We start from the raw sequence: 26994 nt of genomic DNA on the forward strand, positions 1-26994 counted from the left end.
GGCGGCTCAATGACCGCACTGTCTCACACTTGGTCGTCCTGAGCCAGCGATGCGCCTTTCGGATGACTTTGGTCCTTGTGGGGCCACACCAGCTCGACCCGGTCGCGCCCATTGGCCTTGGCGGCATACAGCCCATGATCGGCGCGCTCCAGGGTTTCGTGCAGGGGCTCACCAATGGGGTGTTCGGTCAAGCCTGCCGAGAAGGTGACGCGGATGCCGTTTCCGACCACCAGCTGACGCAAGGCCGTCTGAAAGCGCGCCAGTGACGCCTGCGCGCCCTGCAGACCCGGATCGGGTGCCGTCAGCATCAGCAGAAACTCTTCGCCACCCCAGCGTGCCAGTACGTCGGTCTGGCGCAACTCCTTGCCCACCGCGTCGGCGAAGGCCTTGAGCACCATGTCGCCGGTCTGGTGGCCGAAGTGGTCATTGACCTGCTTGAAATGATCCAGGTCGATCAGGGCCAGACAGAAGCCCTCGCCACTGCGGTGCTGGCGCTTTACCTGCTGCTCCATCAACTGCATCATGTGGCGGCGGTTGTACAGGCCGGTCAATTCATCCCGCGTGGCAACTTCATGCAGCATCGACAAGGCGTGCTGCAGTTCCTGCTTTTGTTCAACGAGCCTGGTGCGCAGTTTGGCCACGTGGGTGGCCACCGCAGACAGGACAGGCAGCGTGCTGCCCGCCAGGACGAACTTGATGATTTCGATGCGAGCGTCAATGCGCTCGGGCTCGCGCATGATCAGCCAGGCCATGGCCAGACCGAGGCATGACAGGGTGCTCACACCCAGGATACGTACCTGCCTGGGCGACAGCGTGATCATGCTGAACACCATCACCAGGGCAATCAACACCAACACGGCGTTGCGCATGGGGCCCACGATCACGTAGGCCATCAGGATGGAGGCCATGGCAAACATGCACTGCGGCAGGTCCATGCCAGGGCTGCCCAGGCGATTGGACATGCCGGTGCGCACGAGCAGATAAAAGATGGGGACGCCTGTCCACATGAAGATCACCAAGGGAATGGCAGCATGCGCTGCAACCAGGTTGGTGTTGACCAGATAAAGGAGCACGGCGGTGCTGGCCGCGTAACCATAAACGGCCAGCAGCGTCATCGTGACGCGCGCGCGAACCTTGGGATCCTGACCGAAGATGAGGTCGCCGAGTTTGCTCATCTTTGTAGCGCGCTCGGTTCTGGAGAACTGGGTGACGCTTTTTTGTCCGTGACTTCGCCAGACATCGCGCTCATTCGAATGACCGTGCAATTTCTCCCTCCATCCTTGGCCTTATACAGCGCTCGGTCCGCACGTTCAATGCAGACATCCAGGGCTTCCGACATGTTGTAGGCGGTCAGACCGGCAGAGAAAGTGGGCCTCAGATCGGGCAAGGAAGGCACCAAGGTGGCTTCGGCCAGCAGCATGCGGGCGCGTTCCAGACCCACGTTGGCCATTTCGGGCGAGGTGTCATTGAGCAGCACCAGAAACTCTTCGCCACCCCAGCGTGCCAGGACGTCGGTGTCGCGCAGGCCGCTTTGAACCACCTTGGCGAAGTTGCGCAGCACCTCGTCGCCGACGGCGTGGCCATAGGTGTCGTTGATGCGCTTGAAGTGGTCGATGTCCAGCAGGGCCAGGCAGAAGCGGTGGTAGCCCGAGCGTTCCAGGCGTTTGCGATGCTGCCCGAGCACGTCCATCATGTGGCGGCGGTTGAACAAGCCGGTGAGCTCGTCGCGCGTGGCCAGCACCTGGATGCGCACCAGGGCATTGGCCAGTTCGTCCTTCTGGGCCTGCAGTTTGGAGCGCAGGCTGGACAGTTGCGCGGCCAGGCCGGAGATCGTCGGCACGATGGCGGCAGTCAGCACGAAATGCGCAATTTCCAGCTTGAACGGGTAGTTGATCGGGTCTGTGCGTATCTTGATCAGAATGGCAATGCCCATCAGCACCACCGTGTAGCCGCCGGCGATGATGGCGCCGCGTTGCTTCATGTTGAAGATGCCGAACACCAGCACCAGGGCCAGCAGCATCATGGTCGAGCCATGGACCGGCCCGGTGACCGAGTATGCGCCCACGATGATGGTCAACGCCGACAGGATCTGTGGCAGGGTCATGGCCGGGTCATCGAAGCGCATGTTCAGGCCCGTGCGCAGCACCAGGTACCAGACCACGATGTTGACCAGGATGACGCCGCTCAGGCGTTTGACGTCTTCCGCCTCCATGTAACCCACCCACCACGCATAGACCTGCAGGAAGCAGCATGCGATGAACACATTGGCCGCCATCAGCGAGCGCGTGATGCGCAGGCGCTGTTTGCGGTCTGTGGTCAACAGCAGGTCGTTGAGGCGGGAAATCAGGGGTGCGTACATGTTCGTGTCACGGCATCAATGGGGCTTTCGGCGTGATGCCCTCAGACCTTGAGGGTTTTATTGTTCATTCGAAATTTTTGAACTGATGCATCAAGCGGCTTCAGCCACCTTGATGCACAGTTCAGCCACCATCTCACTATTGCGCCATGTGACAGGAGCCAATCCTCATGAAAACCGGACAAAACACCCCCATCCAGCGATATGGTGCCGTGGCCATGCTCTTTCACTGGGTGCTGGCGCTGGCCATCGTCATCGCCTTCGTGGTGGGGTTGACTGTGGAAGACATGCCCCTGAGCCCCAGCAAGGTCAAGCTCATCAACTGGCACAAGTGGGCCGGGGTGGGCATCCTGGCCTTGTCGGCCTTGCGCCTGGTGTGGCGCATCACGCATCGTCCTCCCGCCTTGCCCGGCGCCATCGAGCAGGCCATGCCTGGCTGGCAACGCATTGCCCACCACGGCACCCACCACCTGATGTACCTGCTGTTCTTCGTGGTGCCGCTGCTGGGCTGGGCCTACAGCTCGGCCAAGGGCTATCCCATCGTGTGGTTCGGGGTGTTGCCTCTGCCTGATCTGGTCACCCCCAACAAGGAGCTGGCCGAGGTGCTGGAAGAAGCGCACGGTGCGGCTGCTTTCGCGCTGATGGGGCTGGTTGGCCTGCACGTGGCCGCCGCGCTCAAGCATCAGTTCATCGACAAAGATGGCCTGCTGGACCGCATGCGTCCCGGCCGTTGATCACACCGCCACCTCCATTCAGACCGGACAGAAAGGTCCCACCATGTTTGCACTGTTGAATCGCCCAGCCTCGCCGGGCCTGCTGAGTGCCCTCGCATTCACCGGCATGGCGCTCGTCCAGCCCGCGTTGGCGGCTGATCAGGCTTTGGTGCCCGCCCAAAGTGAGGTCAGCTTCGTGGCCAGGCAGTTGGGCGTGCCGCTGGACGGCAAGTTCAAGTCCTTCTCGGCACAGTCCGCGTTTGACCCCAGATCGCCGCAGACCAGCAAGATTGCTTTCACGGTGGACCTGGGCAGCGTGGCGGTCAACGCTGACGCCAACGCCGAGCTGGTCAAGCCGGACTGGTTCAATACCGTCAAGTTCCCGAAGGCCACCTTCCAGTCCTCGGCCATCAAGGCGCTGGGCGCAGGGCGTTTCGAGGTGGTTGGCAAGCTGACCATCAAGGGCAATGCCCGCGATCTGGTCGTGCCCCTGCAGTTGAGCCAGGCCGCCGGCCTGAGCACCGCCACGGGTGGTTTCACCCTCAAGCGCCTGGACTTCAAGGTGGGGGACGGCGAATGGGCCGATACCTCCATCGTGGCCAACGACGTGCAAGTCAAGTTCAAGCTCGTGCTGCAGGGCGTGCCTGCGCTGTGAGCGATCTCCCCTTTCTTTTTCCCCACCCGACCCACTGAACCCGAACCCCCAAGGAATCGCACCATGAAGCAACTGACCCAACTTTTTGCCGCCACCTCGCTGGCCTTCGCTTTCGCTACCTCGGCCTTGGCCGCACCCGAGACCTATGGTGTCGAGCCCAATCACACCTACGCCAACTTCTCGTACAACCACATGGGCCTGTCGACGCAGATCAGCAAGTTCAGCAAGACCAGCGGCACCGTGGTGTACGACAAGGCGGCCAAGACCGGTTCGGTGGACGTCACCATCGACATGAAGTCCGTGGACACTGGCTCCAGCCTGTTCAATGGCCACATCCAGGGCGCCGACTTCCTGGACACAGAGAAGTTCCCCACGGCCACCTTCAAGTCGACCAAGGTCGTGTTCGAGGGTGACAAGCCCGCCACCATCGAAGGCCAGCTGACCATCAAGGGCATCACCAAGCCCGTGACCCTGAAGGTCAGCCACTTCAGCAATATGGAGCACCCCATGGCCAAGCGTGACGCCATCGGCGCCAACGCCAGCACTCAGATCAAGCGCACGGAGTTCAATGCCGGCAAGTACGCCCCGCTGGTGGGCGACGACGTGACCATCACGATCTCGCTGGAAGCGATCAAGCAGTAAGCAAGCGGGATCAGGCCGGGTCGCGGGCCTGGCTGGATGCCTGTGGCTGAGGGCGCTGTGGTGCCCCACGCAGGTGTCGCAACAGCACCGTGCGCAACTCGTCCTGCCTGAAGGGCTTGGCCAGGTGTTCGTTCATGCCGGCGGCCAGGCAGCGTTCGCGGTCACTGTTCATGGCGTTGGCTGTCAGGGCGACCACGGGCACGGGCTGGCGTCCGTGGTTGTGCTCCCAGGTGCGCAAGCGGCGCGTGGCCTCGATGCCATCTAGTTCGGGCATCTGGCAATCCATCAGCACCACGTCGTAGGGGTGGTCGGCGCGTTCCAGCTCGGCCAATGCCTCCAGGCCGTTTTCAACCCGGGTGACCTGTACGCCCAGGTTGGCCAGGGTGGCTTCGGCCACGATGGCGTTGACCGGGTTGTCTTCGGCCAGCAGCACATGGCCACCCTTGTTGGCCGCCGTGGTGATGACCTGGGGGGCCTGCGGGCCGATTTCGGCCGCCTGCTGGTCGCTGAGATCGAGGTCGACCTTTTCCACCTGCGTGGCGGACAGGGGCACCGTCATCGTGAAGATCGAGCCTTTGTCGAGTGCGCTCGTGCACACGATGTCGCCCCCCATGGCCCGCGCGATCTCGCGTGAGATGGTCAGCCCCAGGCCCGTGCCTTTGTGCTTGCGCCCAAAGCTGCCGTCCACCTGGTGGAAGGCTTCGAAAATCAGCGGCAGGTGCTGGGGCGAGATGCCCACGCCGGTGTCTTCGATCTTGAATTGGATGAGGCCATCGTCCTGGCGCGAGACGTGCACACGCACCTCGCCGCTGTCGGTGAACTTGATGGCGTTGCCCACCAGGTTGTGCAGCACCTGGCGCAGCCTGGCGGCATCCCCCTTGACCCAGCAGGGCGCGGGCAGGTCCAGCGTCGTGCGCAGCTTCAGGCCCTTTTCCGTGGCGGTGATCTTCAGCACCGACAGCACGTCGTGGATGACGCCCAGCAGCTCGAAGGACGAGGTGCTGATCTGCAGCTTGCCGGCTTCAATGCGTGAGAAATCCAGCACGTCGTTGATGATGCCCAGCAGGTGCTCGCCCGTGCGTTCGATCAGCTCGATCTGCTGGCGGGAGTCGGCCAGTACACCCGGCTTGGCAGGCAGGCGGTTGTGAACCAGGCGTGCCAGGCCCAGGATGCCGTGCAGCGGCGTGCGCATTTCGTGGCTCATGGTGGCCAGGAACTGGTCCTTGACGGCACTGTGGCGCTGCGCGAGCTTGAGTGCCTCCGCCCTTTCTCGGGCGATGCGGTCCGTGGTGAAGCGCAGCCACAGCAGTTCGGTGATGCGGCGCTCGCTGCGCCGGCTCTCGAACATCATGAGCCCGAGCAGCGCCAGCAGCCCGAAGCCGCCAAACGTGCCGTAGGCATCCTGACGGGTGAACAACATCAGTGCTGCCGGCAGCAGGATGGGGATGTTCATCAGCGCATTGGGCTTGATGTCGGCCTGCAGCGTGAAGGAGCACACGCAGCAGGCCCCCACCAGCGTGGCCACCACGACCACCGTGGTGATCAGGTCCTGCACGGGCATGAACACGCCTGCCAGCCCCCAGATCAGCCCATGTATGCCGCAGGCCACGTTGAGGCTCTTGAGCCAGTAAGCGCTGGCCCGGTTGCGTGAGCCGACATAACTGCTCAGGTGGATCACCCGCAGCACGGCGATCAGCACGCTCAGGCCTGCCCAGATCATGGCCTTGTCTCGGCCAACCTGTTGGGCAACGACAAAACTCAAGGCAGTGGCAAACAAGGCGCTGAACACGGCCACTGGCAGCGTGGCCGCAAACAACATGCGGATTCGCTCTGCCCGGATCAAGCGGTTGAGTTCCGGATCGTCGGGCGAGACGCGCGCCTGATCGGGATCGGGCAGCATCAAGGCTTGGCAGTTGAAACGCATTCGGCTTTTATCGTCGCCTGTTGCACGGGACTTGAGAGATTGTGAGACAACAAAAGAAAAACCCCGGCTAAAGCCGGGGCGGGAACATCAAGCCTCTGCCGCCAGTGGGCTTAGACGCTTGTGCGTCGCCGAGCAAGACCGATACCTGCCAGCCCCAGGCCCATCAGAAGGTAAGTGCCTGGCTCTGGGATAGATGGTGGCGTAACGGGTGGATTAGGGTCGATGTTGACATCACGAAAATCCAGGCTGCCCTCGAGACGCGCATAGGCGGATGTGTGAACACCCAGAACGACCGATACATCAGAGCCCGTCAGGTTGGCAAACTGTACGTTGAGCGACTTGGTCCGTTCAAAGTTTGTTTCTCCGTAGGCGTGTGTCAATTGCGATGACGAAGAATTGATCGTCGTTGCAAAGACATTGCCGTATTCATCGGTTTCAAAGGACTGCGTGCCCAGGTCAAGCCCGGCACTGGCTCCCATCATGTCGTAGTCCCACACGTACGCATCATTCAAACCTGGCATGGCGGCTGCCTGAGCCACAAAAGCGTCCTTGTCAAACTGCCCCTTTACAGTGGCCACACCGGAAATGAACAGTGCCGTGTTGGCACTCAATGTGATCGATATCGGGTTGCCCAGGTCGTCGTACAGGCCTGGATTGACGCTCAAACTTGATTCAGAGCGCACCGAGAAGTTCTCGTAACGGCGGTTAGCTGGATCGATGTTGGCAAATGCCTCGTTGGTCGATGCTGAAGCCGAGGCCAAGAAGCCCTGAGAAGTCGCCGTGGCTGACTCGGATATGAGTGAGGTGTTGAGGGCGGTATCGGGAAGCAAGCCGGTATAGGGGGCGCTTGCGTCATAAGCACTGGCGTAGCCGTCGGGCAAGTAGTAATTCGTATGATTTAAAAACGTGTTGATCTGGTTGTTGAACGTGATGGTGGGCGCAATGCCATCGTTGGTGTCCAGGTCAACAAGACGGTATGTGAGGCCGGTGATCTGGGCGTTGGCCGTGGCTGCCACATTCGCCTGGGCGCAAACAGGCAACGCAACTGAGAGGGCGATCAAGAATGGCTTGAGCGCCATGCGCGGAGCGAAATAGACAGTCGACATGCTGGTTCCCCTTGAAGTTTGTATTGGGCTTGACGATTAACGCTTCATCCTGATGATGCAGGGGGCTTCGTGTCAACCCGATATCAAGGGGTTAATGCAACAGAATGTTCAGGCGTCGCCCTGCGGGATGTTCAGCCGTTCGCACACGCGCATGGTGGCCAGTTGGAAAGCCTGGAAGTGCAGGCCGACCTGGTGAGCGACAGGCTCCAGTTCGTGCCAGACCTCGTCAGGGTTGTCTCCGCTGGTCGGGTTGAGCAGCAGGGCATCCACGGCGGCACCGATGGTCAGCAGCTTTTGCACGGCAGGGCGCTCCTGTGGCCATTGCTCTGGCGAGTTGGGGCGTGCGCGCACACTGTCGGACACGTCGCGGTGCAGGCCCCACGACTGGCACAGGGCGGCGCCCAGGGCCGAATGGCTCACGCCAAAGGCTTCGATTTCAGCGGCGCACAGCAGGGACTCGTCGCTCTGGTCGTTGAGCTCCTGGTAGCGCTGGCGATCGTAGGCATACAGCACAGCGCGGCCGGTTTCGGCGAACAGGCCAGCGGTGTGGGCCTGCCAGGGGTCCACATCCAGCTGGCGGGCGATGCGGCCCATGGCCAGGCCACGGATACCGGCGCGGTCCCAGATCTTTTGCAGCAGCGGGCTGGGCGGGAAGGCGCCACGCAGGCCGATTTCATACGTGAGGCCGGCCACCTGGGCCATGCCCAGATAGCGGATGCCCTCGTGCACGGTCTCGACCCGTTTGAGCAGGCCGAACAAGGCCGAGTTCACGGTGCGGACCACGGCCGAGGACAAGGCCATGTCGGTTTCGATCAACGCAGCGAGCTGGTCGATCGAGCTGTCCTCTTCTGCCATCAGCAAGGACAGTTTGACCAGCGTGCTGGGGCAGGCCGGCAGGTCGATGTTGAGGTTGCGAAGCTGGGGGGCGATGCTCATGACTGACTCTCATCCTATGGTGCGAGATCAGTCTAGGCTTTTGCGCCCCGTGGGAAAAGCGGAAGTGCCTTGTTTAGGCGAGGCTTTCCGGCCTTTTCCCGTGAAAAATCACCGCAGGCGTCACTGCAGGATTCAGCGCGTCACGAAACGCCGACGTGGGATCCGGGCCGCCTGCGAGGTCAGGCCATTGGTGCGGCGGAACTCGCTGGGCGGCATGCCCTTCCAGCGGCGGAAGGCTTCGATGAAGGTGGTCACATCCGCGTAGCCCAGGCGCTCGGCGATTTCCCCGTGCGTCAGGCTGGCCGAGGCCATGAGCTCTTCTGCCAGGGTGGAGCGCACTTCTTCCAGCAAGGCGCGGAAGGTGGCACCTTCGGCCGTGAGGTGGCGACGCAGCGTGCGTGAGGTGATCTTCATCTCCGCCGCGATCTCTTCCATGTCGGGAATGTGGCCGGGTGTGCGCATCAGGCGGTCGCGCACGGCAGCCGCCACGCCGGTGCGTGTCTTGCGGGCGTCCACGAGCTTGCGGCACATCTGTTCGCACAAGGCGGCCGTGTGCGGGTCAGCCTGGGGCAGGCGCTCGTGCATCAGCGAGGTGTCGAACAGGGCGCAGTCGCGTGCCTGGCTGAACAGTGGGCGGATGCCAAACAGATTGGTGTAGGCCTCCACCATCTCGGGCGAAGGCTCGGGGCGGCGCATGTGGATGGCGCGGAAGGGCAGGGGATGGCCCAGGATTTCGCGCTGCAGGGTGATCACGGCGGCGCGGTCGCGGTCCAGGATGAACTGGCGCACATCCGGGGGCAGGTGGTCGCTGTGGAAGGAGGACTGGATCAGCTCGCCAATCTGCTCGACCTCGTTGATCGTCAGCGAAAAGGTCAGGTTCAGCATGCGCGAGGCCATGCTGATGCCCGATCCGAGCGTCGGGCTGCTCATCACCGCATAGCCCCACAGGCCATAGGTGGTGACGTGGTAGCGCGAGCCTGCTTGCAAGCCCAGGGTCGGGATGTGCGGCAGGGCATTGATCAGGTTGCGACACAGTTGCACTTCCTGATGGGCTTCGATCTCGCCCTTGGGATCGTCCAGCAGAGCTCGTGTGATGCCGGTGTGGCGCAGCATGTTGTCCACGCTCACGCCATGATCAGAACCGAGTTGGGACAGGACCCGGGCTGTGGCAATGCCTCGCCTGAAGTCCCAGATGGATTTGGCTGATGCTTTGACGCTCATGATGTGTTCCACGCTCCCCGCGCGATTTGACAAAGCATTATGTCGGTCTGGGTTACATGTGTGTCCTCAAATCTGTCATCTACCGTGACATTATTTCAAACTAGGGATATGAAATTCGGACGAGCACGACTCCCTGGCGATATCTGCCGTCCCCCCGCAAGCTGTGGGGCAGGATTTCACTGAGCAGGCAGGCACGCGCGAAGCCTCCGGTGTATCTTGCAGTTGTGACGAAATGTGTGTGATGCTGGCCATTCGCGTGCCAGTCAACCTTGAGGAGTGTGATGTCGCAGGGGGCCTTGTCCGCGTTGAAACTTGATCCGGCTTTGGCTGTCGAGGCGCGTGCCCCGGCGCCTGCGGTGGATCAGGTGGCCCTGATTGCGGAGGTGCTGGCACTGCGTGCCGCGCTGCGCGACCAGCAGGCCGAGAACGCGCGCCTGACAAAGTTGCTCCAGACCCGTCCCGCCGAGCAGCGTTTCGAGACCATCCTGGACAGCATGCCTGGCGCCGTGGCCTATTGGGACGACCAACTCATCCTGCGGTATTGCAACCGCCGCTTGCAGACCCACTGGGGGCACAAGGCACATCAGCTCATCGGCCGTCACATGAGTGACCTGCTTTCTGTAGAGGGTTATCAACGCACTTTGCCTTTCGTGGAAGCAGCCCTGAGTGGCCGTGAGATGTCCGGCGAGCATCACGAGCGTCAGGGCCTGATCGCCCAGGTCAGTTACACGCCCGATGTGGTGGACGGCCATGTGCGCGGTTTTGTCGTGTTGGCCATGGACATCACCGAGTTGAAGGAGGCCAAGGCCGCGGCCGAGCTGGCCAGCAAGGCCAAGAGCGAGTTCCTGGCCAGCATGAGTCACGAGATCCGCACGCCGCTCAACGCCGTGCTGGGCTTCGCGCAGATCGGCGCCTTGCGCTTTGACGCACACGAGTCGGCCGGGCATTTCAAGCACATCCTGCAAGCCGGGCAGCACCTGCTGGGCTTGATCAATGACATTCTGGATTTCTCCAAGATCGAGGCCGGCAAGCTGGAGTTGCAGGTCGGCGAGATGCGTCTGAGCCACTGCATCGAGCAGGCACTGGATCTGGTTCGTGAACAGGCTCGCCACAAGGGCCTGCGGCTGGACGTGGCGCGCATGGTCGATGTGCCCGAGCTCTGGCGCGCCGATGCCTTGCGGGTGGGGCAGATCCTCATCAACTTGCTGACGAATGCGGTGAAGTTCACCGAGCGGGGTGACGTGCGCCTGACGGTGGAGGCTGATCGCGACGGCTTGCACCTGGCGGTGCAGGACACCGGTGTGGGCATGGACGCGGCCTTGATGGCGCGCCTGTTCGACCCCTTTGTGCAAGGCGATGGCAGTTCGACGCGCCGTGTGGGTGGTACCGGCCTGGGCCTGTCGATCTGCAGGCGGCTGGTGGATTTGATGGGGGGCCGCATCAACGTGCACAGCGCGCCAGGGCAGGGCGCGCGCTTTGAGGTGTGCCTGCCTTTGCTTGCCGTGGGCGGCGCCGTTGACCTCGACACAGACGGCGAACCGGGTCCGTGGGACGCCTACGGCCTGCGTGGCATGCGGGTGCTGGTGGCCGAGGACCATCAGGTCAACCAATTGTTGATGGAGCAGTTGTTGCTCAACGCGGGTGTGCACCTGACCATGGTCGATAACGGGCAGGAGGCGGTGGATGCCGTGAAGCAGGCGGGCCCGGGCGCCTTCGATCTGCTGTTGTGCGACATCGAGATGCCGGTGATGGACGGCTACCAGGCCACGGCCACGGTGCGGGATCTGGACCCTGGCCTGCCCGTGCTGGGCCTGACAGCCCACGCCTTCGACGAGGCCAAGGAGCGTGGTCTGAGCGTGGGCATGCGTGACTACATCACCAAGCCCTATGTGTACGAAGAGCTGATGGGCTTGATGGCCAGGCACGCACGGCGCACAGCAGCCTGATCGCTCACGGTTTGTCGCGCTGGCGTTTGGCGCGCGGGTGCGCCGCGTCATACACCTTGGCCAGATGCTGGAAGTCCAGCTTGGTATAGACCTGCGTGGTGCTGATGTGGGCGTGGCCCAGCAGCTCCTGCACGGCACGCAGATCGCTGCTCGATTGCAGCAGGTGGCTGGCAAAGCTGTGGCGCAGCATGTGGGGGTGCACATGCGTGGGCAGGCCGGCCTGTTGGGCCAGTTGCTTGAGCCGGTTGCGCAACTGCATGGGCGTGAGGCGCCCGCCCAGGCGGCTGATGAACAGGGCCTCGCACTGCGGTGGCGTGAGCGCGGCGCGCATGTCCAGCCACGCGGCCAGCGCCTTCATGGCGGCTTGCCCCACGGGCACGATGCGCCACTTGCTGCCTTTGCCCAAAACATGGGCTTCGCCCGCCTGCAGGTCGATCCAGCCCTTGGCTTCGTTGCTCGCGGCCACATCCAGGCCCAGCAGCTCGGCACTGCGCAAGCCGCTGCTGTAGAGCAGTTCGATCATGGCGTGGTCACGTGCGTGCAGCCAAGGGGCCTCGTGCTCCCGGCGCGTCTGGGCGGCGGGTGAGGCGGCGGTGTCATCGGCTTCGGGCTGGTGATTGGCCAGCGCCACGGCCTGGTCCACCGACAGCGCCTTGGGCAAGGGCTTGACGGCCTTGGGCGGTTTGATGCCGTCAACGGGGTTGACCTGCACCACGCCTTCGCGGCCCAACCACTTGAACAGACCGCGCCAGGCGGCCAGCGTGATGGCGATGCTGCGCGGTCCCAGTCCTTGCGCATGCAAGCGGGCCGTCCACCCGCGCACATGGTGGGGGCGCACATCAGGCAGGGCCAGCTTGTGTTGATCGCACATGGCGTGCAGGCGCTTGAAGGCATCGCCATACATGGCCAGCGTGCGCTCGGCCAGGCGGCGCTGCACGCGCAGATGATCGACATGGCGTGCAACCAGGCCGTCGATCAACCCATCCATGACGAGGCTATCGGTTGGTGAGCTTGGGGCTGATGCGTTCACGATCTGATGGGCTGTGCAGGCCCACCATTGTTGATCGAAACGCCCGCAGACGGGATCAGCGTGAACGCGATCGGGCCAGGCGGCCCAGGCCGAACAGTGCCACGGCCGCCAGGCTCAGCAGGGCGGTGTTGGGCTCAGGCACGGGAGACGGGCTGCCGATGCCCAGGTTGCCGCCGCCACTGAGGGAGACCGAACCAACTCCGCCAATTCCCGCGCCAATTTCTCGCACATCACCGCCGCCTTGAATGGTGACGCTGCCACCATTGAGCAGCGTCGCGCTGTCAATCGATACCCGGGTGTCCGATGTGAGCGTGATGAGCGGCGCGTTCAGTGACACATCTTCAAAGACCAGGCTGCCCGCAGCCCAGATGGACAGCGATTCATCCGCCGAGATGGTGCCGTGCGTGCCTTGCCCGGACAGCGTGAAGTTGCCCGCGCAACGCAGGCTCAGGGCGCTGACGCCCTCGATGTTCAAGGTGTCCGAGCAGTTCAGCGCGACCTGATCGATCTGGCTGGCAGCCTGGGCGGAGACGGACGTGAGCGCAGCAAGCAGCAGCGCAGCCAGGGTCGAGCGACTGGACATGGTTTCCCTGAAAAGTTGATTCTGATTCGTCATGTTAACCGACTCCCGTGTCAACTTGTGGCGGGATTCAGTCCACCAGGCGGGTGAGCGCGGCACTCGCGATGTCCCCCACCTGCAGCAGGAAGTCCACGCCCATGTCGGCGCTGTAGCGCGTCGGGTCGGGCGAACCCAGCACGAGCAGGCCGAAGCACTCGCCGTGGTGGTGCAGGGGGATCAGGGCCAGTGAGGTGATGCTGGCGCTGTCTTCCAGCCATTTGCTGGCTTCGAAGCCCGAGTTCAGGCCGCAATAGGGCATGTTCAGGCTGCCGGCAAAGCTGCGGGCGTCATCGCTGATGGCCTGGGTGACGGCCAACTCGCTCAGGCCTTCGTGCAGCGTCAGGTTGGGCGTGGCCCAGATGCGCACGGCGGCTTGCGGGATCATGAACTCGTGGCGCAGGCGGTCGAGCATGACGTCGGCCAGGGTGGTGTCGTCATGCGCCAGCAGCACGGCGCGCACCCAGCGGTGCAGGCGCTCGGCGATGGCCTCGTTTTCCTGGCCGTTGCGGATCATGTCCATGATCCGGCGCTCCAGGCCACGGATCTTGTCGCGCAGCATCTCCATCTGGCGCTCCTGCAGCGAGACGGCGCGCTGGCCGTGCGGGCTGGTGAGCTGGATGGAGGCCAGCACCTGGGCGTTGCGTTCGAAGAAACCGGGTGTGTGCACCAGGTAGTTGACGATCTCGTCTTCGGTGATGCCTTGCAAGGTCATGTTCTCGTGTGGGTGTTCGTTCAGAGTGCGGGCACGTCGATTTCGCCGTCGAAAACCTTGACGGCCGGGCCGGTCATCATCACGTGCGTGCCGGGGCCTTCCCAGCTGATGGTCAGGCGGCCGCCGGGCATGTCCACATCCACGGTCTGGTCCAGCCAGCCCAGGCGGATGCCGGCCACCACATTGGCGCAGGCGCCCGAGCCACAGGCCAGCGTTTCGCCCGAGCCGCGCTCGAACACCCGCAGGCGCACATGCTTGCGACTGACCACTTCCATGAAGCCGGCGTTCACGCGGCGCGGGAAGCGCTCATGGCCTTCGATCTGGGGGCCGAGCTCTTCAACCGGGGCGTGTTCGACGCTGTCGACCCGCATCATGGCGTGGGGGTTGCCCATGGACACCACGGCCACTTCCACCGGGTGGTTGGCCAGCTCGATGGGCCACAGCTCGCAGCCATTGACCATGCGCGGTGTCAGGCCGTTGGGGTTGAAGGGGACCTCTTCGGGGATCAGGAAGGGCTCGCCCATGTCCACCGTCACGCGGCCATCAGCTTGCAGATGCGGCTCGATGACGGCCTTCATGGTCTGCACGCGGATGGTTTCCTTGTCGGTCAGGCCCGTGTCGTACACGAAGCGGGCGAAGCAGCGCGCGCCATTGCCGCACTGTTCCACCTCGCCGCCGTCGGCGTTCATGATCCGGTAGGTGAAGTCCGTCCCGTTGGCGGGGTCGCCCTTTTCGACGATCAGGATCTGGTCGGCCCCGATGCCAAAGCGTCGGTCGGCCAGAAAGCGGTATTGGGCCTCGCTCAGTGGCAGCGGGCCGTGGGTGGCGTCGAGCACGACAAAGTCGTTGCCCGCGCCATGCATCTTGGTAAAGCGCAGCTTCATAAAGGCGGATTATCCGCCGCTTGCGCCCGCCTTGTCAGGCCAATGTGCGATCAGGCGACGGCGTGGCCATCCAGATGGAAGCGCTGGACCGATTTGGACAGGTCCATGGCTTGCTGGCGCAGGCTGTCGGCCGCCGCGGCGGACTGTTCCACCAGCGCGGCGTTTTGCTGCGTCATGTGATCCAGTTGCGTCACCGACTGGCTGACCTGGCCAATGCCCTGGGATTGCTGGCGGGTGGCATCCGCAATCTCGCCCATGGCCTGGGTCACGCGGCGGATCGAATCCACGATCTCGTTCATGACCTCGCCGGCCTCGCGCACCTTCTGCGAGCCCACTTCCACGCGTTCGGTGGACTGGCCGATCAGGCCCTTGATCTCTTTGGCGGCGTCGGCGCTGCGCTTGGCCAGCGAACGCACTTCGCCCGCCACCACGGCAAAACCGCGGCCTTGCTCACCGGCTCGGGCGGCTTCCACGGCGGCGTTGAGCGCGAGTATGTTGGTCTGGAAGGCGATGCCGTCGATCACGCCGATGATGTCGGAAATCTGGCGGGCGGCGGCGCTGATGTCCTGCATCTGCGAGACCACGCTTTCGACCACCTGGCCACCTTGCTCGGCGCGCTGGCTGGCGGTGTCGGCCAGCGAGTTGGCCACGTGGGCCGATTCGGCCGAGTGCTCCACCGTCTTGCTGAGCTGGTCCATGGACGAGGCCGTGTCCTGCAGGTTGGCGGCGGTCTGTTCGGTGCGTTGGGAGAGGTCCTGGTTGCCCGCCGCGATCTCGGTGGAGGCCGTCAGCATGCTTTCGGACGATTCGCGCACCGAGGCCACCATCTCGCGCAGGCCGTTCTGCATGTGGGCCATCGAGCTCATCAGGCGTCCGATTTCATCCTTGCCGTTCACATCGATGTGCTGGGTCAGGTCACCGTGCGAGATGGACTGGGTGATGGCCTCGGCACGACGCAAGGGCGCGGTGATCGACAGGATGGTCAGCCCCATGAGCGGCAGGAACACGAAGCCGGGCGACATGAGCAGGCCCCACAGCCACATGATGGCGTGGGTGGCGGCTGTGCCGGCCTTGGCGCGGCGTGCCTCGGCCACTTGCGTGATGGCAGCGTTGAGCTTGCCGGTGATGGCTTCCACGGCATCGGCTTCGGCGCGTGCCGGTTCGCTGGACTGGTAGGCCTCGGCTGCTGATGTGATGGCCGCCGAGGTGATCAGGTCCAGCGTGGGCTCCAGGCCCTTGCCATAGCTGTTGAGCTTGCCTTCCAGGGCGGTGGCCTGTTGCTTGATCTCGGCCGTGGGCGCGGCTTCGGCCAGGGCTTTGGTGGTCTGGATGGTGGTGGCCAGGGCGGCCTTCCACGCCTTGAACTGTTCGGCTGCGGTCACCGAGTCGCCCGTGGCGATGATGGTGGTTTTCTCGCGGCCGCGCAGTTCATTGAGGTTCAGCGCGAGCGTGGTCATGCGCTGCGTGGCGGTGAATTCCTGACTGGCAAACGAGTCCAGTTCGCCCTTGAGCGAGAGCAGCTGCCAGCTCATGGCGCCGCCCACACTGCAACCAATGCCCACGACCAGGGCCATGCAGGCCAGCAAGCGCGACCGGATCGAAAAACCGCGCAACCAAGTGATCCACGCCATGTACTGCCACTCCTTAACCCAGATGAAGCGAGGCACAGGCCCTCGCCACAGACAACCTGGGTGGAATATCGGTCAGCCGTGTACCGACTTGAGGCGCCAGCGTGATCCGAATGGCTCAGTAAAACCCTGCCTCGCCCTCGGGCCGGGTCTTGAAACGCTTGTGCACCCACAGGTATTGGGCAGGTTGCTTGAGGATCTCACCCTCGATGAACTGGTTCATGCGGGCCGTGTCGGATTCGGCATTCTTGGTGGGGAAATTCTCCAGCGGGGCCATGAAGCGCACGCGCCAGCCACGACCGCCGGGCAGCAGTTCAGCGATCACCGGCTGCACCACCATGTTCATCATCCGGGCCATGCGCGAAGGCGCCAGCAAGGTGGCGGCCGGCACGCCGAAGAAAGGCACGAACGCGGCATCTTTAGCCCCGAAATCCATGTCGGGCAGGTTGAAGAAGCCGCGCCCGTCCTTGATGGCGCGCAGCAGCGGCTTGACCGAATCGCTGCGCGGGAAGATCTCGGCGTTGCCAAAGCGCAGGCGGCCGCGCTTCATCAGCTTGTCCATCAGCGGGTTGCTCTGCGTCTGGTAGATCGAGGCACCGGGGCGCTTCTGGCACAGCAGGATGGCGGCACCCGCCACATCCAGCCCGACGAAGTGCGGGCACAACCACATGGTGGGGCGGCCGCTGGTTTGCATTTCACGCTCGGCCAGGTCGATGTCGCCTTCCACCTGGATCAGGCGTTTGATGCGCTCGTGCGAGGCCCACCAGAGCACCGCACGGTCCAGCAGGCTTTGCGTCAGCCAGCCGAAGTGCGCGCGCAGCAGGGCTTCGCGTTCGGCAGCCGGCATCTGCGGGAAGCACAGTTCCAGATTGCGCAGGCCCACGCGGCGGCGGGATCTGGCCAGCTTGAAGAGCAGGGTGCCCATGCCGCGGGCGATGGCCGCCAGCACCGGCAAGGGCAGGAAGTGCAGCAGCCACAGGATGCCCAGCGCCAGCCGGATGCCGCCTTCTTTCAACGCGTTCTGCATCGTCATCAGGTCCGGGCCTCGCTGCTGCTGGAGGCCGAGGTCAGGATCTCGGAGCGAGGCTGCTTGTAGCGGTTGTAGCCCCACAGGTACTGCTCGGGTGCTTGCATGATCAGGTCTTCCATCAGCCGGTTCACGGCGGCGGCGGATTGTGCCGCATCGCCCGCAGCCAGGATTTGTTCGACATCAGGCGCCACACGGGTGGCGTGCACGATGTAGTCGCAGCCTTTTTGCAGCCGGGCGACCGGGCCCAGGCGCTCGCCACGCAGCAGCACCACCGCGCAGCCCGTTTGCGCGACCAGCTTGGCGGCCATGGTCATGGTGTAGGCGGGGCGGCCAAAGAAGTGGGTCCACACGCCCATGCCTTCGGGCGGCACCTGATCGGGCAGCAGGCCCACCGTTTCGCCCTTCTTGAGCGCGCGCAGCATCTGGCGCACGCCGCTGAGCGTGGCGGGGCTGGTGTTCATGCCCGGGCGGTTGCGGGATTCGCGCATCATCTCCGCCAGCCAGGCCTGCTTGGCCGGGCGGTACAGCGCCGTGATGGGCTTGAGGCTGCCGAAATGTTCGGCATAAGCCTGCGCCGTGATCTCGAAGCAACCCAGGTGCGGTGTGAGCAGCAGCAGGCCACGGCCTTCTGCCAGGGCCTGGGATACGGCTTGCGCGTTGGCCCATTGCACCGTCTTGCCCAGGGCCTGTTCGCGCGGGCGGCCCCACAGGCGAGGCAACTCGCCCACCATCTTGCCGGCGTGCGCCACGGCTGACCAACGCCGCCACACGCCCATGCCCACGGCCTGCGTGTGCGCCTTCAATCGCTTGCGGTACGAAGGCGACAGCAGGTAGGCGAGCCAGCCCAGCAGGCTGCCGATCGGGTGCAGCACGGCCAAGGGCCAGCGAGACAGCATGGAAAACAAACGAGGCATGAGGCGAATTCTGCCCCATGCCTCGATTCAGCCGTCGACGCTTGGAACGTGACGGATTACGGTGTCACCACAACCGGGCAGGTCTGACCACCCAAGGTTGCCGACAGATCGCTGATGGCGGGGATCACGCTGTTGGCGTAGCCACGGAAGCTGAACGTCGTCGAGCCCCCAGCCGGAATCATCGTATTGGTCGACAGGGGCTGCGCGGTGTAGTTCTGCAGGTACTTGTTGGTCAGCTTCGCATTCTTGATATTGGTCAGAAGCGTGGGCTTGCCATAGCGCCAGTTCACGTTCCAGCCGGTTGCCGGATTGCTGCTGTTGTTGGCCACCGTCACTTCGGTGTTGAACAGCGGAGTGGACGTGGGGATCACCGTGTTCTTGAACGTCACCGAGCAGGTCGCGGCAGGGGTGGCCGTCACGGTCGTCGAGATGGCCCCGAAATCGAGAATGGACCGCAAGGCGCTTTGGCCAAGGTTGCTCAGTGCCAGCGCAGTGCTGATCTTGGTGATGCCGTCTGTGGTCAATTGCAGGCCCGACACCTTGAAGGTCGTGATGGCTGTTGCGTTGGGCGTCGAAGGGATCACGACTGTGCTGCTTTCAACGGTGTTGAAGTTCCACAGCGCGTAGTTGAGCAATGTGCCGACGCCATTGGCGCCCGTCACGGAGGCCAGCACCCGTTTGGTGGCCAGATCGACTTGCAGATCGGAGATGGTGATCGAGCCACCGGTAGTCAGCCCTCGTTTGAAGGGCACGGTCCAGGTCATGCCGCCAACAGATGAGGCGGACAGGGTTTCCTGAGTGGTGTCATCCAGTGCGAGGGACGTCAGAGGGGCCGTGGCGCTCACGTTCACGTGGGTGAAGTTGTCCTGCTTGTCGACCGTCACGACGGCCGGGCCCGTGTTTGTGATTGTGGGTTGCAGAATGTCCAGGAAGCCCAGGGCATCGACGCTGATTGACAGCGTCTCGTTGCCGGACAGCTTGACGCCCTTGTAGATGGTGGTGCCAGCCGTGATGTTGACCGTGGCGGCGAAAGCGGAACCGGCTGCGATGAATGCGGCGGCCGCGACGAGGCTCTTGAAAGCAACTTTCATGTGTTCTCCCTGAAAAAACGATCCTTTTTATGAAGAGGCAGGCGGACCGGGGCGATCGCGTGTTCCCCTGTGCAACTGCCATGTCCCTCTTTGCAGAGCCGTTCGAGCGGCCTGTCGCAGAAGGTATTTCGTTATACATCTCGGCGCGATGTGTGACTTTTGCAAGCTGTAAGCGTTGCACTAGTGCTAGCCGGGATTGACAGCCATCTCAAGGCTGTTGTCGTGCATGCGCCGGATCGATGCGGTTCGTGGCCAACACCCGGGAATATCCGGTTCTTTTCGGAGGACTCTCGGTCGCTTTCACATCGTTGAATCCACTACACTGCATGCATCGCCGAGTTAACAGGACAACTTGCGGGGCGATTCACAAATGCCGCTAAAGCGTTCGCCGCTGCGAAGAGACTCCAAAAGAATCCCTCAACAGCCCCGGCGACGCCGAGGTCTTTGGTTTTTTATGGAGCACACATCGTGGCAAACGATTTCCTTTTCACTTCTGAATCCGTATCGGAAGGTCACCCCGACAAGGTGGCTGACCAGATCTCCGATGCCATCCTCGACGCCATCCTGGCGCAGGATCCCGTCTCTCGCGTCGCCGCTGAAACCCTGACCAACACCGGTCTGGTCGTTCTCGCGGGCGAAATCACGACGCAAGCCAACGTGGATTACATCCAGGTGGCGCGCGACACCATCAAGCGCATCGGCTACGACAACACCGAGTACGGCATCGACTACAAGGGTTGCGCCGTGCTGGTGGCGTACGACAAGCAGTCCAACGACATCGCCCAGGGTGTGGACCGCGCTTCGGATGACTACCTCAACATCGGCGCTGGCGACCAGGGCCTGATGTTCGGTTACGCCTGCGACGAAACGCCCGAGCTGATGCCCGCGCCGATCTACTACGCCCACCGTCTGGTGGAGCGTCAGGCTCAGCTGCGCAAGGACGGCCGCCTGCCTTTCCTGCGCCCTGACGCCAAGAGCCAGGTCACGATGCGCTATGTGGACGGCAAGCCCCACAGCATCGACACCGTGGTGCTGTCCACCCAGCACAGCCCCGACCAGTCGGAAAACGCCACGACCATGAAGGCCTCGTTCACCGAAGCCATCATCGAAGAGATCATCAAGCCCGTGCTGCCCAAGGAATGGCTGCAGAACACGCGCTACCTGATCAACCCGACCGGTCGTTTCGTGATCGGTGGCCCGCAAGGCGACTGTGGCCTGACCGGCCGCAAGATCATCGTGGACACCTACGGTGGTGCCTGCCCTCACGGCGGTGGCGCCTTCTCGGGCAAGGATCCTACAAAGGTTGACCGCTCTGCCGCCTACGCTGCCCGCTACGTTGCCAAGAACGTGGTGGCAGCCGGTCTGGCCAAGCAGTGCCAGGTGCAGGTGGCCTATGCCATCGGCGTGGCCAAGCCCATGAACATCACGGTCTACACCGAAGGCACGGGCGTCATCTCCGACGAGAAGCTGTCCGCCCTGGTGGCCGAGCACTTCGACCTGCGTCCCAAGGGCATCATCCAGATGCTGGACCTGCTGCGCCCGATCTATCAAAAGACGGCCGCTTATGGTCACTTCGGCCGCGAAGAGCCGGAGTTCACCTGGGAACGCACGGACAAGGCTGCGATCCTGCGCGAAGCCGCTGGCCTCAAGGGCTGATCCTCACAGCCGTGCACCGTCCTGGACGGTCGGCTGAACCAAGGGCGTATCCTCAACGGGTACGCCTTTTTTTCTGGCCTGAAAGAACATGAGCAACACCACCTCCAAGGGCGCGCTGGCCTGGCTGGCCGCCATCGCCATCGGCTTGATCTGGTCCTACATCGGGGCGTTCGACCCCGCCGTCTGGTTGATGGAGGTGTTCCCGGTCTTCGTCGCCGTGCCCCTGCTGGCCTGGACCCGCCCGACCTTTCGCCTGACCACACTGGTCTACGTCCTCATCCTCGTGCACGCCATCATCCTGATGGTCGGCGGGCACTACACGTATGCGCGTGTGCCGCTGGGCTTCTGGATGCAGGAGGTCTTTCACTTCACCCGCAATCACTACGATCGCATCGGGCATCTGGCGCAGGGCTTCATCCCGGCCATGGTGGCGCGTGAAATCCTGCTGCGCAAGACGCCGCTGCAGCGTGGCGGCTGGCTGTTTTTCCTCGTGACTTGCGTGTGCCTGGCCATCAGCGCCATGTACGAGTTCATCGAATGGGGCGCGGCCGTGAGCCTGGGGCAGGGTGCCGACGAGTTCCTGGCCACCCAGGGTGACCCGTTTGACACCCAGTCCGACATGCTGATGGCCTGGATCGGCTCGATGCTGGCCCAGGTGCTGCTCGCGCGCTGGCATGACCGGCAGCTTGCCGGGCTGGGCGTGGCCGACCGTCGTTCATGACAACAAAGTCGCAACACCCGCCTATTTGATGGACTGCCCCAGGCGCAGTCGCCCTAGGATCCTGCTGTGTCCGTGTCACGTCCGAATTGACGCACCCACCCACGATCATGCTCAGGAAGATTCCGATCCAGCAACTGCGAACAGGCATGTTCGTCCACGAGGTCTGCGGCTCGTGGCTGGATCACCCTTTCTGGCGCGCTTCCTTCAAAGTTCAGGACGCCCGCCAGCTCAAGCAGCTGGCGGTGGTCAAGGAAGTGGTCATCGATACCGCCAAGGGGCTGGACGTGGATTCGCCCAGCGCACCCATGGAGCTGATGGACGACATCGAGGTGAGTGCGGCTGCGCCCGTCGTGGCGGTCATGGACCTGCCCGAGGACGAAGCCCCTCTGGCCTTGAGCGTGAGCTTCCAGCAGGAGCTGGTGCGGGCCTCGCGCATCGTGGAGCAATCACGCGGTGCGATGAAGTCCATGTTCAACGACGCCCGCCTGGGCAAGGCCGTGGATACCGAACATTGCCTGCCCCTGGTGGACGACATCACCCAGTCGGTGTCGCGCAACCCGGGCGCCATCGTCAGCCTGGCGCGCCTCAAGACCAGCGACGACTACACCTACATGCATTCCGTGGCCGTGTGCGCCCTGATGGTGTCACTGGCCAAGCACCTGCATCTCAACGAAGCCGATACGCGTGAAGCAGGCCTGGCCGGGCTGGTGCACGACCTCGGCAAGGCCTTGATGCCGCTGGAAGTGCTCAACAAGCCAGGCGCCCTGACGCCCGCCGAGTTCGCCATCATGAAGGGGCACCCCGAAGCCGGGCACCGCATGCTGGTGGAGGGCAATGGCGTGGGGCCGATTCCGCTGGATGTCTGCCTGCACCATCACGAGAAGGTCAATGGCAAAGGCTATCCGCATGGCCTGCAGGGCGACGAGATCAGCCTGTATTCGAAAATGGGGGCCGTGTGTGATGTGTATGACGCCATCACCTCCAACCGGCCTTACAAGGCGGGCTGGGATCCGGCCGAGTCCATCCAGAAGATGGCACAGTGGGCCAAGGAAGGCCACTTTGACGAACGCATTTTTCAGGCCTTCGTCAAGAGCATCGGCATCTACCCGACGGGTTCGCTCGTCAAGCTGAAATCTGGCCGGCTGGGTGTGGTGGCGGAGCAGGGCAGCAAATCCCTGCTGAGCCCGATGGTGCGGGTCTTTTTCTCCACCAAGTCCAATGAGCCGATCACGCCTCAGTTGATCGATCTGGGCGATGGCAGCACCACCGACCAGATCATCTCGCGCGAATCACCCGCGACCTGGGGCTTCAAGAACATCGATCAGTTCTGGATGCCGCAGGCCTGAGGCTCGGGCGGTCGTCAGAACGCCGGTAAGGTGCCGGTGATGTCCACCCGTGGCAGACGGGTGCTGGGGTCAAAGTACATGCGGGCGATGGTCTTGCCGCCTGATTGCAGCTTGATGTCGTCCGAGGTGGCCATGGGCAGGGACATCTGGCCGTTGAACGTGTAGCTCACCTTGTTGATGGTGAAGCTCAGGTCCCGGAATTGGACGGTCGAGGGCGCCTTGTCAGCGCCCAAGCTCGACTCCATGCTGCCGCCGGTGTAGGTCAGTGTGTTGGTGCCGCTGTTGGTGATGTGGTTCAGTGTGGCGCCTTTCTGTGGCGTCCATGAGCTGCCAGTGCTGCTCAGGGATGTCCAGAACTCGCCGTTGGCCACCAAGGTCGTGTCGTCATCGTGCATGGCCGTCAGAACCGATTGAGCGGTGATCGACCCTGTGGTGTCGTACTTGACTCTCGAGGCGATGGTGCCCGTGAACCGCTTGTTGGTCTGCGTGCTGTTGATCGGTGCGCAGTTGTCGAACGTCACATTCAACTGATGCACGACACCGGGGGCGAGGGGCTCTCCGCCGAGGACATCCTTGGTGTCCAGCGTCAAAGCGCTGACCTGGCCGCTGCTGCAAATCTGCGTGGGCGCCAGCATGTTGCCGGTGTCGTCATCCACGGTGTCGCGCGCGGCGGCACTCAGATTCAAGGGCTGCATGATCGCCCCATACAGCGCGTAGAACGCGGCTTGCTGCGCCAGGGCCTCGGCCGAGGTCAGTGTGATCACCAATTCATTGCTGGTCACGCTGCCACCCTGGTTGGTGGCCACCACGGTGTACTTGGCGCCAGCATCGGCTGCGGTCAACTTGTCAAGGGACAGCATGGGCCAGGTTTGGCCGGCCAGTGCCACGCCGTTGCGGAACCATTGATAACGCAATTGACCCGCCCCCAGCGCGCCCGCCATCAGCACACCTGGTTGCCCCTCCACCAGCGGCGTTGTCGCCATCGGTTGCAGCAGGAAAACAGGCTTGACGGGCAGGGCATTCAGCACCAGGCAGGTGTCAAGCTTGATGTCTGTGGCCGAGGCTTCCAGTGTGAGTTGCGACGAGCTGGTCTCGCTGCTGTTGGCCGTCAAGGTGGCGCGCCCGTTGCGCTTGAGAGTGACGTCGAACTGACCGTTGGCATCCACGGATGCAAAAGCCGCCCCGCTGTAATCCAGGCCATCGGTGAGCACGCTGATGGCTTGCGTGGGGATGGATTTATCCGCGTTGCGCACACAGCCAGTGACGTGAACCGTCTCCTCGATGGGCTTGTCGGCGTTCCAGGTGCTGAAGTGGCTGACGCTGCCTTCGTAGTAGTCGCCCAGCGTGGCGTCATGCTGGAGTGTGGCGCTGCCCTCTTGCACCCACAGGCCGGTGCTTTCCTTGAAGTAGTACAGCGGGATGGTGGCCGGGATGGTTTGTGAGCGAGTCTTGACCGGGATGCGGATGGTGGCCGTCTTGCCGGCGCCCAGTTGCAGTGGCTTGCCCGTGGCGGCATCCGTCAGGTGCACCTGTATGGCACCGAAGCTTTCGATGGATTGGCCGTTGTCGGCCTTGTAGCTGCCGGGCATGGCGCTGGTCTGGCTGGCAGGGTCGATGGGGGTGATGGCGACCTTGACTTGCCCTGTGGCAGCGGCGCCGGTGGCGGCATCCACCAGGCTGGCGGCAGCCAGGGTGACCTGTGCCGTGGAGTTGGGCGCCGTCACACTGCCGCCCGTGCTGACGTTCAGCGATTGGATGACGGCTACTTTGCTCAGGCTGATGACCAGGTGCGCGTGGCGGCTGCCCGATTGGAACTCGGCGTGTGCCTGACCATCGCCGTAGCCCGACAGCGAGGCCTTGATGTCGAGGCTGCTGCCGGTCTTCTGGCTCAGCTCAAAGCGGCCTTGCGCATCGGATGTCAGGACCGTGTCGCCTGCCGTGAGCCGGTACTGGCGTCATACACCACGCCTTGTGCATGCGCGACGCTGGCGGGCTGTGCGAGCGGGTCATTGGCGGCGGTATCCGGATTGCCTCCACCACCGCCACCGCAGGCTTGCAGTACCAATGTGGCGGCCAAGGCCAGGCCCCAGCCAAAAGGGGCTTTTTTGAATGTCATGACAGATCCCTGATGAATTTTTATGCACAAGCGGTGATGACCGCGGTCGGCAGTCTAACGTCACGTCGACCTCGCCTTGTAAGCAATCCTGTCAGGGCGCGCGTCAGGCTTACTGCGTCGACAAGCTCAAACCCGCATGCTCGCGCAGCGGATGGAAGTGCACCAGCGGGTGGCGCTCGGCCGTCAGGCGCAGGTCATAGGCCGAGGTCATCATGTAGGCCAGGGTGTCGGCGGCGTCCAGCGCCAGCTTGCTGGCGTTTTCGTCGCAGAACTTCTTCATCGCCTCGGGCGTGTCGGCCGTGATCCAGCGTGCGCCCACAAAGCGGCAGGGCATCAGGCGGATGTCCACGCTGTACTCTGCCTTCAGGCGGTGCTGCACCACTTCGAACTGCAGTTGGCCCACGGCGCCCAGCAGCATCGAGCCACCGGATTCGGGGCGGAACACCTGAATGGCGCCTTCTTCACCCAGTTGCAGCAGGCCGGCTTGCAGCTGCTTGCTCTTCATGGGGTTGGCCAGCTCGACCGTCTGGAACAGTTCGGGCGCGAAGAAGGGCAGGCCGGTGTACTGCAGGTTGATGCCATCGGTGATGGTGTCGCCCAGTTGCACGCCGCCGTGTGTGGTGAAGCCAATGATGTCGCCCGCATAGGCTTCATCGACCGCTTCACGGCGCTGCGACAGGAAGGTCACCACCGAGGTGGGGCGCAGCTCCTTGGCAGAGCGTTGCACCTTGAGCTTCATGCCGGGCTCGTACTTGCCGGAGCACACGCGCACGAAGGCGATGCGGTCGCGGTGGGACGGGTCCATATTGGCTTGCACCTTGAACACCACGCCGGAGAAGTTTTCCATCTCGGGCAGGATCTCCTTGTGCGAGCCGTCTTTTTCGGTCGACAGGCGAGGGCGGGGCGAGGGGGCCAGGTCCACCAGGGCGTCCAGCACCTCCTGCACACCGAAGTTGTTCACGGCCGAGCCGAAGAACACCGGGGTCTGCTTGGCGGCCAGGAACTGTTCCAGATCGAAAGCCGGGGCGGCTTCGGCCATCAGCTCCATATTGGCTTCGGCCAGCTCCCAGTCGTGGCCGAAACGGGCGTGCAGCTTGTCGCGATCTTCGAGCGACACAACCTCGTCTTCATCGCTGCGCTTGTCGGCGCCGGCGTCAAACAGGCGCATGCTCTTGGTGCGCAGGTTGACGATGCCGCCGAACTGCTTGCCCTGGCCCACGGGCCAGGTCATGGGCACGCAGGGCATGCCGAGTTCCTGTTCGACTTCATCGAGCAATTCCAGCGGGTCGCGGCCTTCGCGGTCCATTTTGTTCACAAACGTGATGATGGGTGTGTCGCGCTGGCGGCAGACCTCGATCAGGCGCTTGGTCTGGGCTTCCACACCGTTGGCCGCGTCGATCACCATCAGGGCCGAGTCCACCGCGGTCAGCACGCGGTAGGTGTCTTCCGAGAAGTCCTTGTGGCCCGGGGTGTCCAGCAGGTTGACCACGTGGTCGCGGTACAGCATCTGCATCACCGAAGACGCCACCGAGATGCCGCGCTGCTTTTCGATTTCCATCCAGTCTGAAGTGGCGTGGCGCGAGGCCTTGCGGGCCTTGACCGAACCGGCGATGTGAATGGCGCCCGAGAACAGCAACAGCTTTTCCGTCAGCGTGGTTTTGCCCGCGTCAGGGTGGGAAATGATCGCAAAGGTGCGACGGCGGCTGGTTTCAGGGGCGTAGGGAGAGGTAGACACGACAAAAGCTCCG

The 26994-nt window shown here is 63.3% G+C and carries 24 protein-coding genes; 7 read left to right on the forward strand and 17 right to left on the reverse strand.

Annotation, left to right across the window (positions count from 1 at the left end; translation table 11 throughout):
- Positions 1 to 23 precede the first annotated feature (23 nt).
- Both HY836_RS14475 and HY836_RS14480 read right to left on the reverse strand, forming a co-directional pair.
- Positions 24 to 1175, reverse strand: a complete 1152-nt coding sequence (locus tag HY836_RS14475) for a diguanylate cyclase (RefSeq protein ID WP_290677150.1) — start codon at positions 1173 to 1175, stop codon at positions 24 to 26.
- A complete protein-coding gene (locus HY836_RS14480) occupies positions 1172 to 2359 on the reverse strand; it encodes a diguanylate cyclase (protein ID WP_290677153.1) in 1188 nt (395 codons plus the stop codon). The genes HY836_RS14475 and HY836_RS14480 overlap by 4 nt, the downstream gene beginning before the upstream one ends.
- 167 nt (positions 2360 to 2526) lie before the next feature.
- Here HY836_RS14480 and HY836_RS14485 point away from each other — a divergent pair, with 167 nt between their 5' ends.
- The 3 genes from HY836_RS14485 (at position 2527) to HY836_RS14495 (ending at position 4366) form a co-directional block, all read left to right on the forward strand.
- Positions 2527 to 3090, forward strand: a complete 564-nt coding sequence (locus HY836_RS14485) for a cytochrome b (protein ID WP_290677156.1) — start codon at positions 2527 to 2529, stop codon at positions 3088 to 3090.
- Positions 3091 to 3196: 106 nt separating this feature from the next.
- A complete protein-coding gene (locus HY836_RS14490) occupies positions 3197 to 3724 on the forward strand; it encodes a YceI family protein (RefSeq protein WP_290677255.1) in 528 nt (175 codons plus the stop codon).
- 63 nt (positions 3725 to 3787) lie between these two features.
- Positions 3788 to 4366 (forward strand): YceI family protein, encoded by a 579-nt coding sequence (locus HY836_RS14495; protein WP_290677159.1) that lies wholly within the window; start codon positions 3788 to 3790, stop codon positions 4364 to 4366.
- A gap of 10 nt (positions 4367 to 4376) precedes the next feature.
- Here the strand turns inward: HY836_RS14495 and HY836_RS14500 are convergent, their stop codons facing one another.
- The 4 genes from HY836_RS14500 to HY836_RS14515 all read right to left on the reverse strand — a co-directional run bounded on the left by HY836_RS14500 (position 4377) and on the right by HY836_RS14515 (position 9553).
- A complete protein-coding gene (locus tag HY836_RS14500) occupies positions 4377 to 6290 on the reverse strand; it encodes an ATP-binding protein (protein WP_290677162.1) in 1914 nt (637 codons plus the stop codon).
- Between the two features lie 110 nt (positions 6291 to 6400).
- A complete protein-coding gene (locus tag HY836_RS14505; RefSeq protein WP_290677165.1) occupies positions 6401 to 7396 on the reverse strand; it encodes a PEP-CTERM sorting domain-containing protein in 996 nt (331 codons plus the stop codon).
- Between the two features lie 108 nt (positions 7397 to 7504).
- Positions 7505 to 8332: an HDOD domain-containing protein gene (locus HY836_RS14510; RefSeq protein ID WP_290677167.1), complete on the reverse strand. Its 828-nt coding sequence runs from the start codon at positions 8330 to 8332 to the stop codon at positions 7505 to 7507.
- Positions 8333 to 8464: 132 nt separating this feature from the next.
- Positions 8465 to 9553 carry an AraC family transcriptional regulator gene (locus tag HY836_RS14515; RefSeq protein ID WP_290677169.1) on the reverse strand — a complete coding sequence of 363 codons (1089 nt, stop codon included), beginning with the start codon at positions 9551 to 9553 and terminating at the stop codon, positions 8465 to 8467.
- Between the two features lie 296 nt (positions 9554 to 9849).
- Between HY836_RS14515 and HY836_RS14520 the strand changes: the two genes are divergently transcribed.
- The gene (locus HY836_RS14520; protein WP_290677172.1) at positions 9850 to 11499 is read left to right on the forward strand and encodes a PAS domain-containing sensor histidine kinase; all 1650 of its coding nucleotides are present in this window, start codon (positions 9850 to 9852) and stop codon (positions 11497 to 11499) included.
- A 4-nt stretch (positions 11500 to 11503) separates the two neighbouring features.
- Here the strand turns inward: HY836_RS14520 and HY836_RS14525 are convergent, their stop codons facing one another.
- From HY836_RS14525 to HY836_RS14560, 8 genes are all read right to left on the reverse strand, one after another.
- On the reverse strand, positions 11504 to 12487 hold the full coding sequence (locus HY836_RS14525; protein WP_290677174.1) for a tyrosine recombinase XerC: 984 nt from the start codon (positions 12485 to 12487) through the stop codon (positions 11504 to 11506).
- 97 nt (positions 12488 to 12584) lie between these two features.
- Entirely contained in the window at positions 12585 to 13112 is a 528-nt protein-coding gene (locus HY836_RS14530; protein ID WP_290677177.1) for a hypothetical protein, read from the reverse strand.
- A 67-nt stretch (positions 13113 to 13179) separates the two neighbouring features.
- Entirely contained in the window at positions 13180 to 13860 is a 681-nt protein-coding gene (locus tag HY836_RS14535) for a DUF484 family protein (RefSeq protein WP_290677180.1), read from the reverse strand.
- A gap of 20 nt (positions 13861 to 13880) precedes the next feature.
- Positions 13881 to 14744 (reverse strand): diaminopimelate epimerase, encoded by an 864-nt coding sequence (gene dapF / locus HY836_RS14540; protein ID WP_290677182.1) that lies wholly within the window; start codon positions 14742 to 14744, stop codon positions 13881 to 13883.
- A gap of 50 nt (positions 14745 to 14794) precedes the next feature.
- A complete protein-coding gene (locus HY836_RS14545) occupies positions 14795 to 16375 on the reverse strand; it encodes a methyl-accepting chemotaxis protein (protein WP_290677185.1) in 1581 nt (526 codons plus the stop codon).
- Positions 16376 to 16490: 115 nt separating this feature from the next.
- Entirely contained in the window at positions 16491 to 17405 is a 915-nt protein-coding gene (locus HY836_RS14550) for a lipid A biosynthesis acyltransferase (protein WP_290677188.1), read from the reverse strand.
- Positions 17405 to 18316 (reverse strand): lysophospholipid acyltransferase family protein, encoded by a 912-nt coding sequence (locus HY836_RS14555; RefSeq protein WP_290677191.1) that lies wholly within the window; start codon positions 18314 to 18316, stop codon positions 17405 to 17407. Before HY836_RS14555 ends, HY836_RS14550 begins: the two co-directional genes overlap by 1 nt.
- A 56-nt stretch (positions 18317 to 18372) precedes the next feature.
- Positions 18373 to 19407, reverse strand: a complete 1035-nt coding sequence (locus HY836_RS14560) for a cellulose binding domain-containing protein (RefSeq protein ID WP_290677194.1) — start codon at positions 19405 to 19407, stop codon at positions 18373 to 18375.
- A gap of 468 nt (positions 19408 to 19875) precedes the next feature.
- On the opposite strand from HY836_RS14560, the gene metK reads away from it, so the two are divergent.
- From metK to HY836_RS14575, 3 genes are all read left to right on the forward strand, one after another.
- Positions 19876 to 21063 carry a methionine adenosyltransferase gene (metK, locus tag HY836_RS14565; RefSeq protein ID WP_290677196.1) on the forward strand — a complete coding sequence of 396 codons (1188 nt, stop codon included), beginning with the start codon at positions 19876 to 19878 and terminating at the stop codon, positions 21061 to 21063.
- Positions 21064 to 21151: 88 nt separating this feature from the next.
- The gene (locus tag HY836_RS14570; protein WP_290677199.1) at positions 21152 to 21784 is read left to right on the forward strand and encodes a DUF2238 domain-containing protein; all 633 of its coding nucleotides are present in this window, start codon (positions 21152 to 21154) and stop codon (positions 21782 to 21784) included.
- 107 nt (positions 21785 to 21891) lie between these two features.
- Positions 21892 to 23130: an HD-GYP domain-containing protein gene (locus HY836_RS14575; RefSeq protein WP_290677201.1), complete on the forward strand. Its 1239-nt coding sequence runs from the start codon at positions 21892 to 21894 to the stop codon at positions 23128 to 23130.
- A 14-nt stretch (positions 23131 to 23144) separates the two neighbouring features.
- Here the strand turns inward: HY836_RS14575 and HY836_RS14580 are convergent, their stop codons facing one another.
- The 3 genes from HY836_RS14580 to HY836_RS14590 form a co-directional block, all read right to left on the reverse strand.
- The gene (locus HY836_RS14580; protein WP_290677204.1) at positions 23145 to 24854 is read right to left on the reverse strand and encodes an immunoglobulin domain-containing protein; all 1710 of its coding nucleotides are present in this window, start codon (positions 24852 to 24854) and stop codon (positions 23145 to 23147) included.
- A 194-nt stretch (positions 24855 to 25048) separates the two neighbouring features.
- Positions 25049 to 25246: a hypothetical protein gene (locus HY836_RS14585; RefSeq protein WP_290677207.1), complete on the reverse strand. Its 198-nt coding sequence runs from the start codon at positions 25244 to 25246 to the stop codon at positions 25049 to 25051.
- Positions 25247 to 25355: 109 nt separating this feature from the next.
- Positions 25356 to 26981 (reverse strand): peptide chain release factor 3, encoded by a 1626-nt coding sequence (locus HY836_RS14590; protein WP_290677210.1) that lies wholly within the window; start codon positions 26979 to 26981, stop codon positions 25356 to 25358.
- Between the last annotated feature and the right edge of the window lie 13 nt (positions 26982 to 26994).

Source organism: Aquabacterium sp., assembly GCF_016234775.1.
In the GTDB taxonomy this organism is placed as follows: domain Bacteria; phylum Pseudomonadota; class Gammaproteobacteria; order Burkholderiales; family Burkholderiaceae_C; genus Aquabacterium.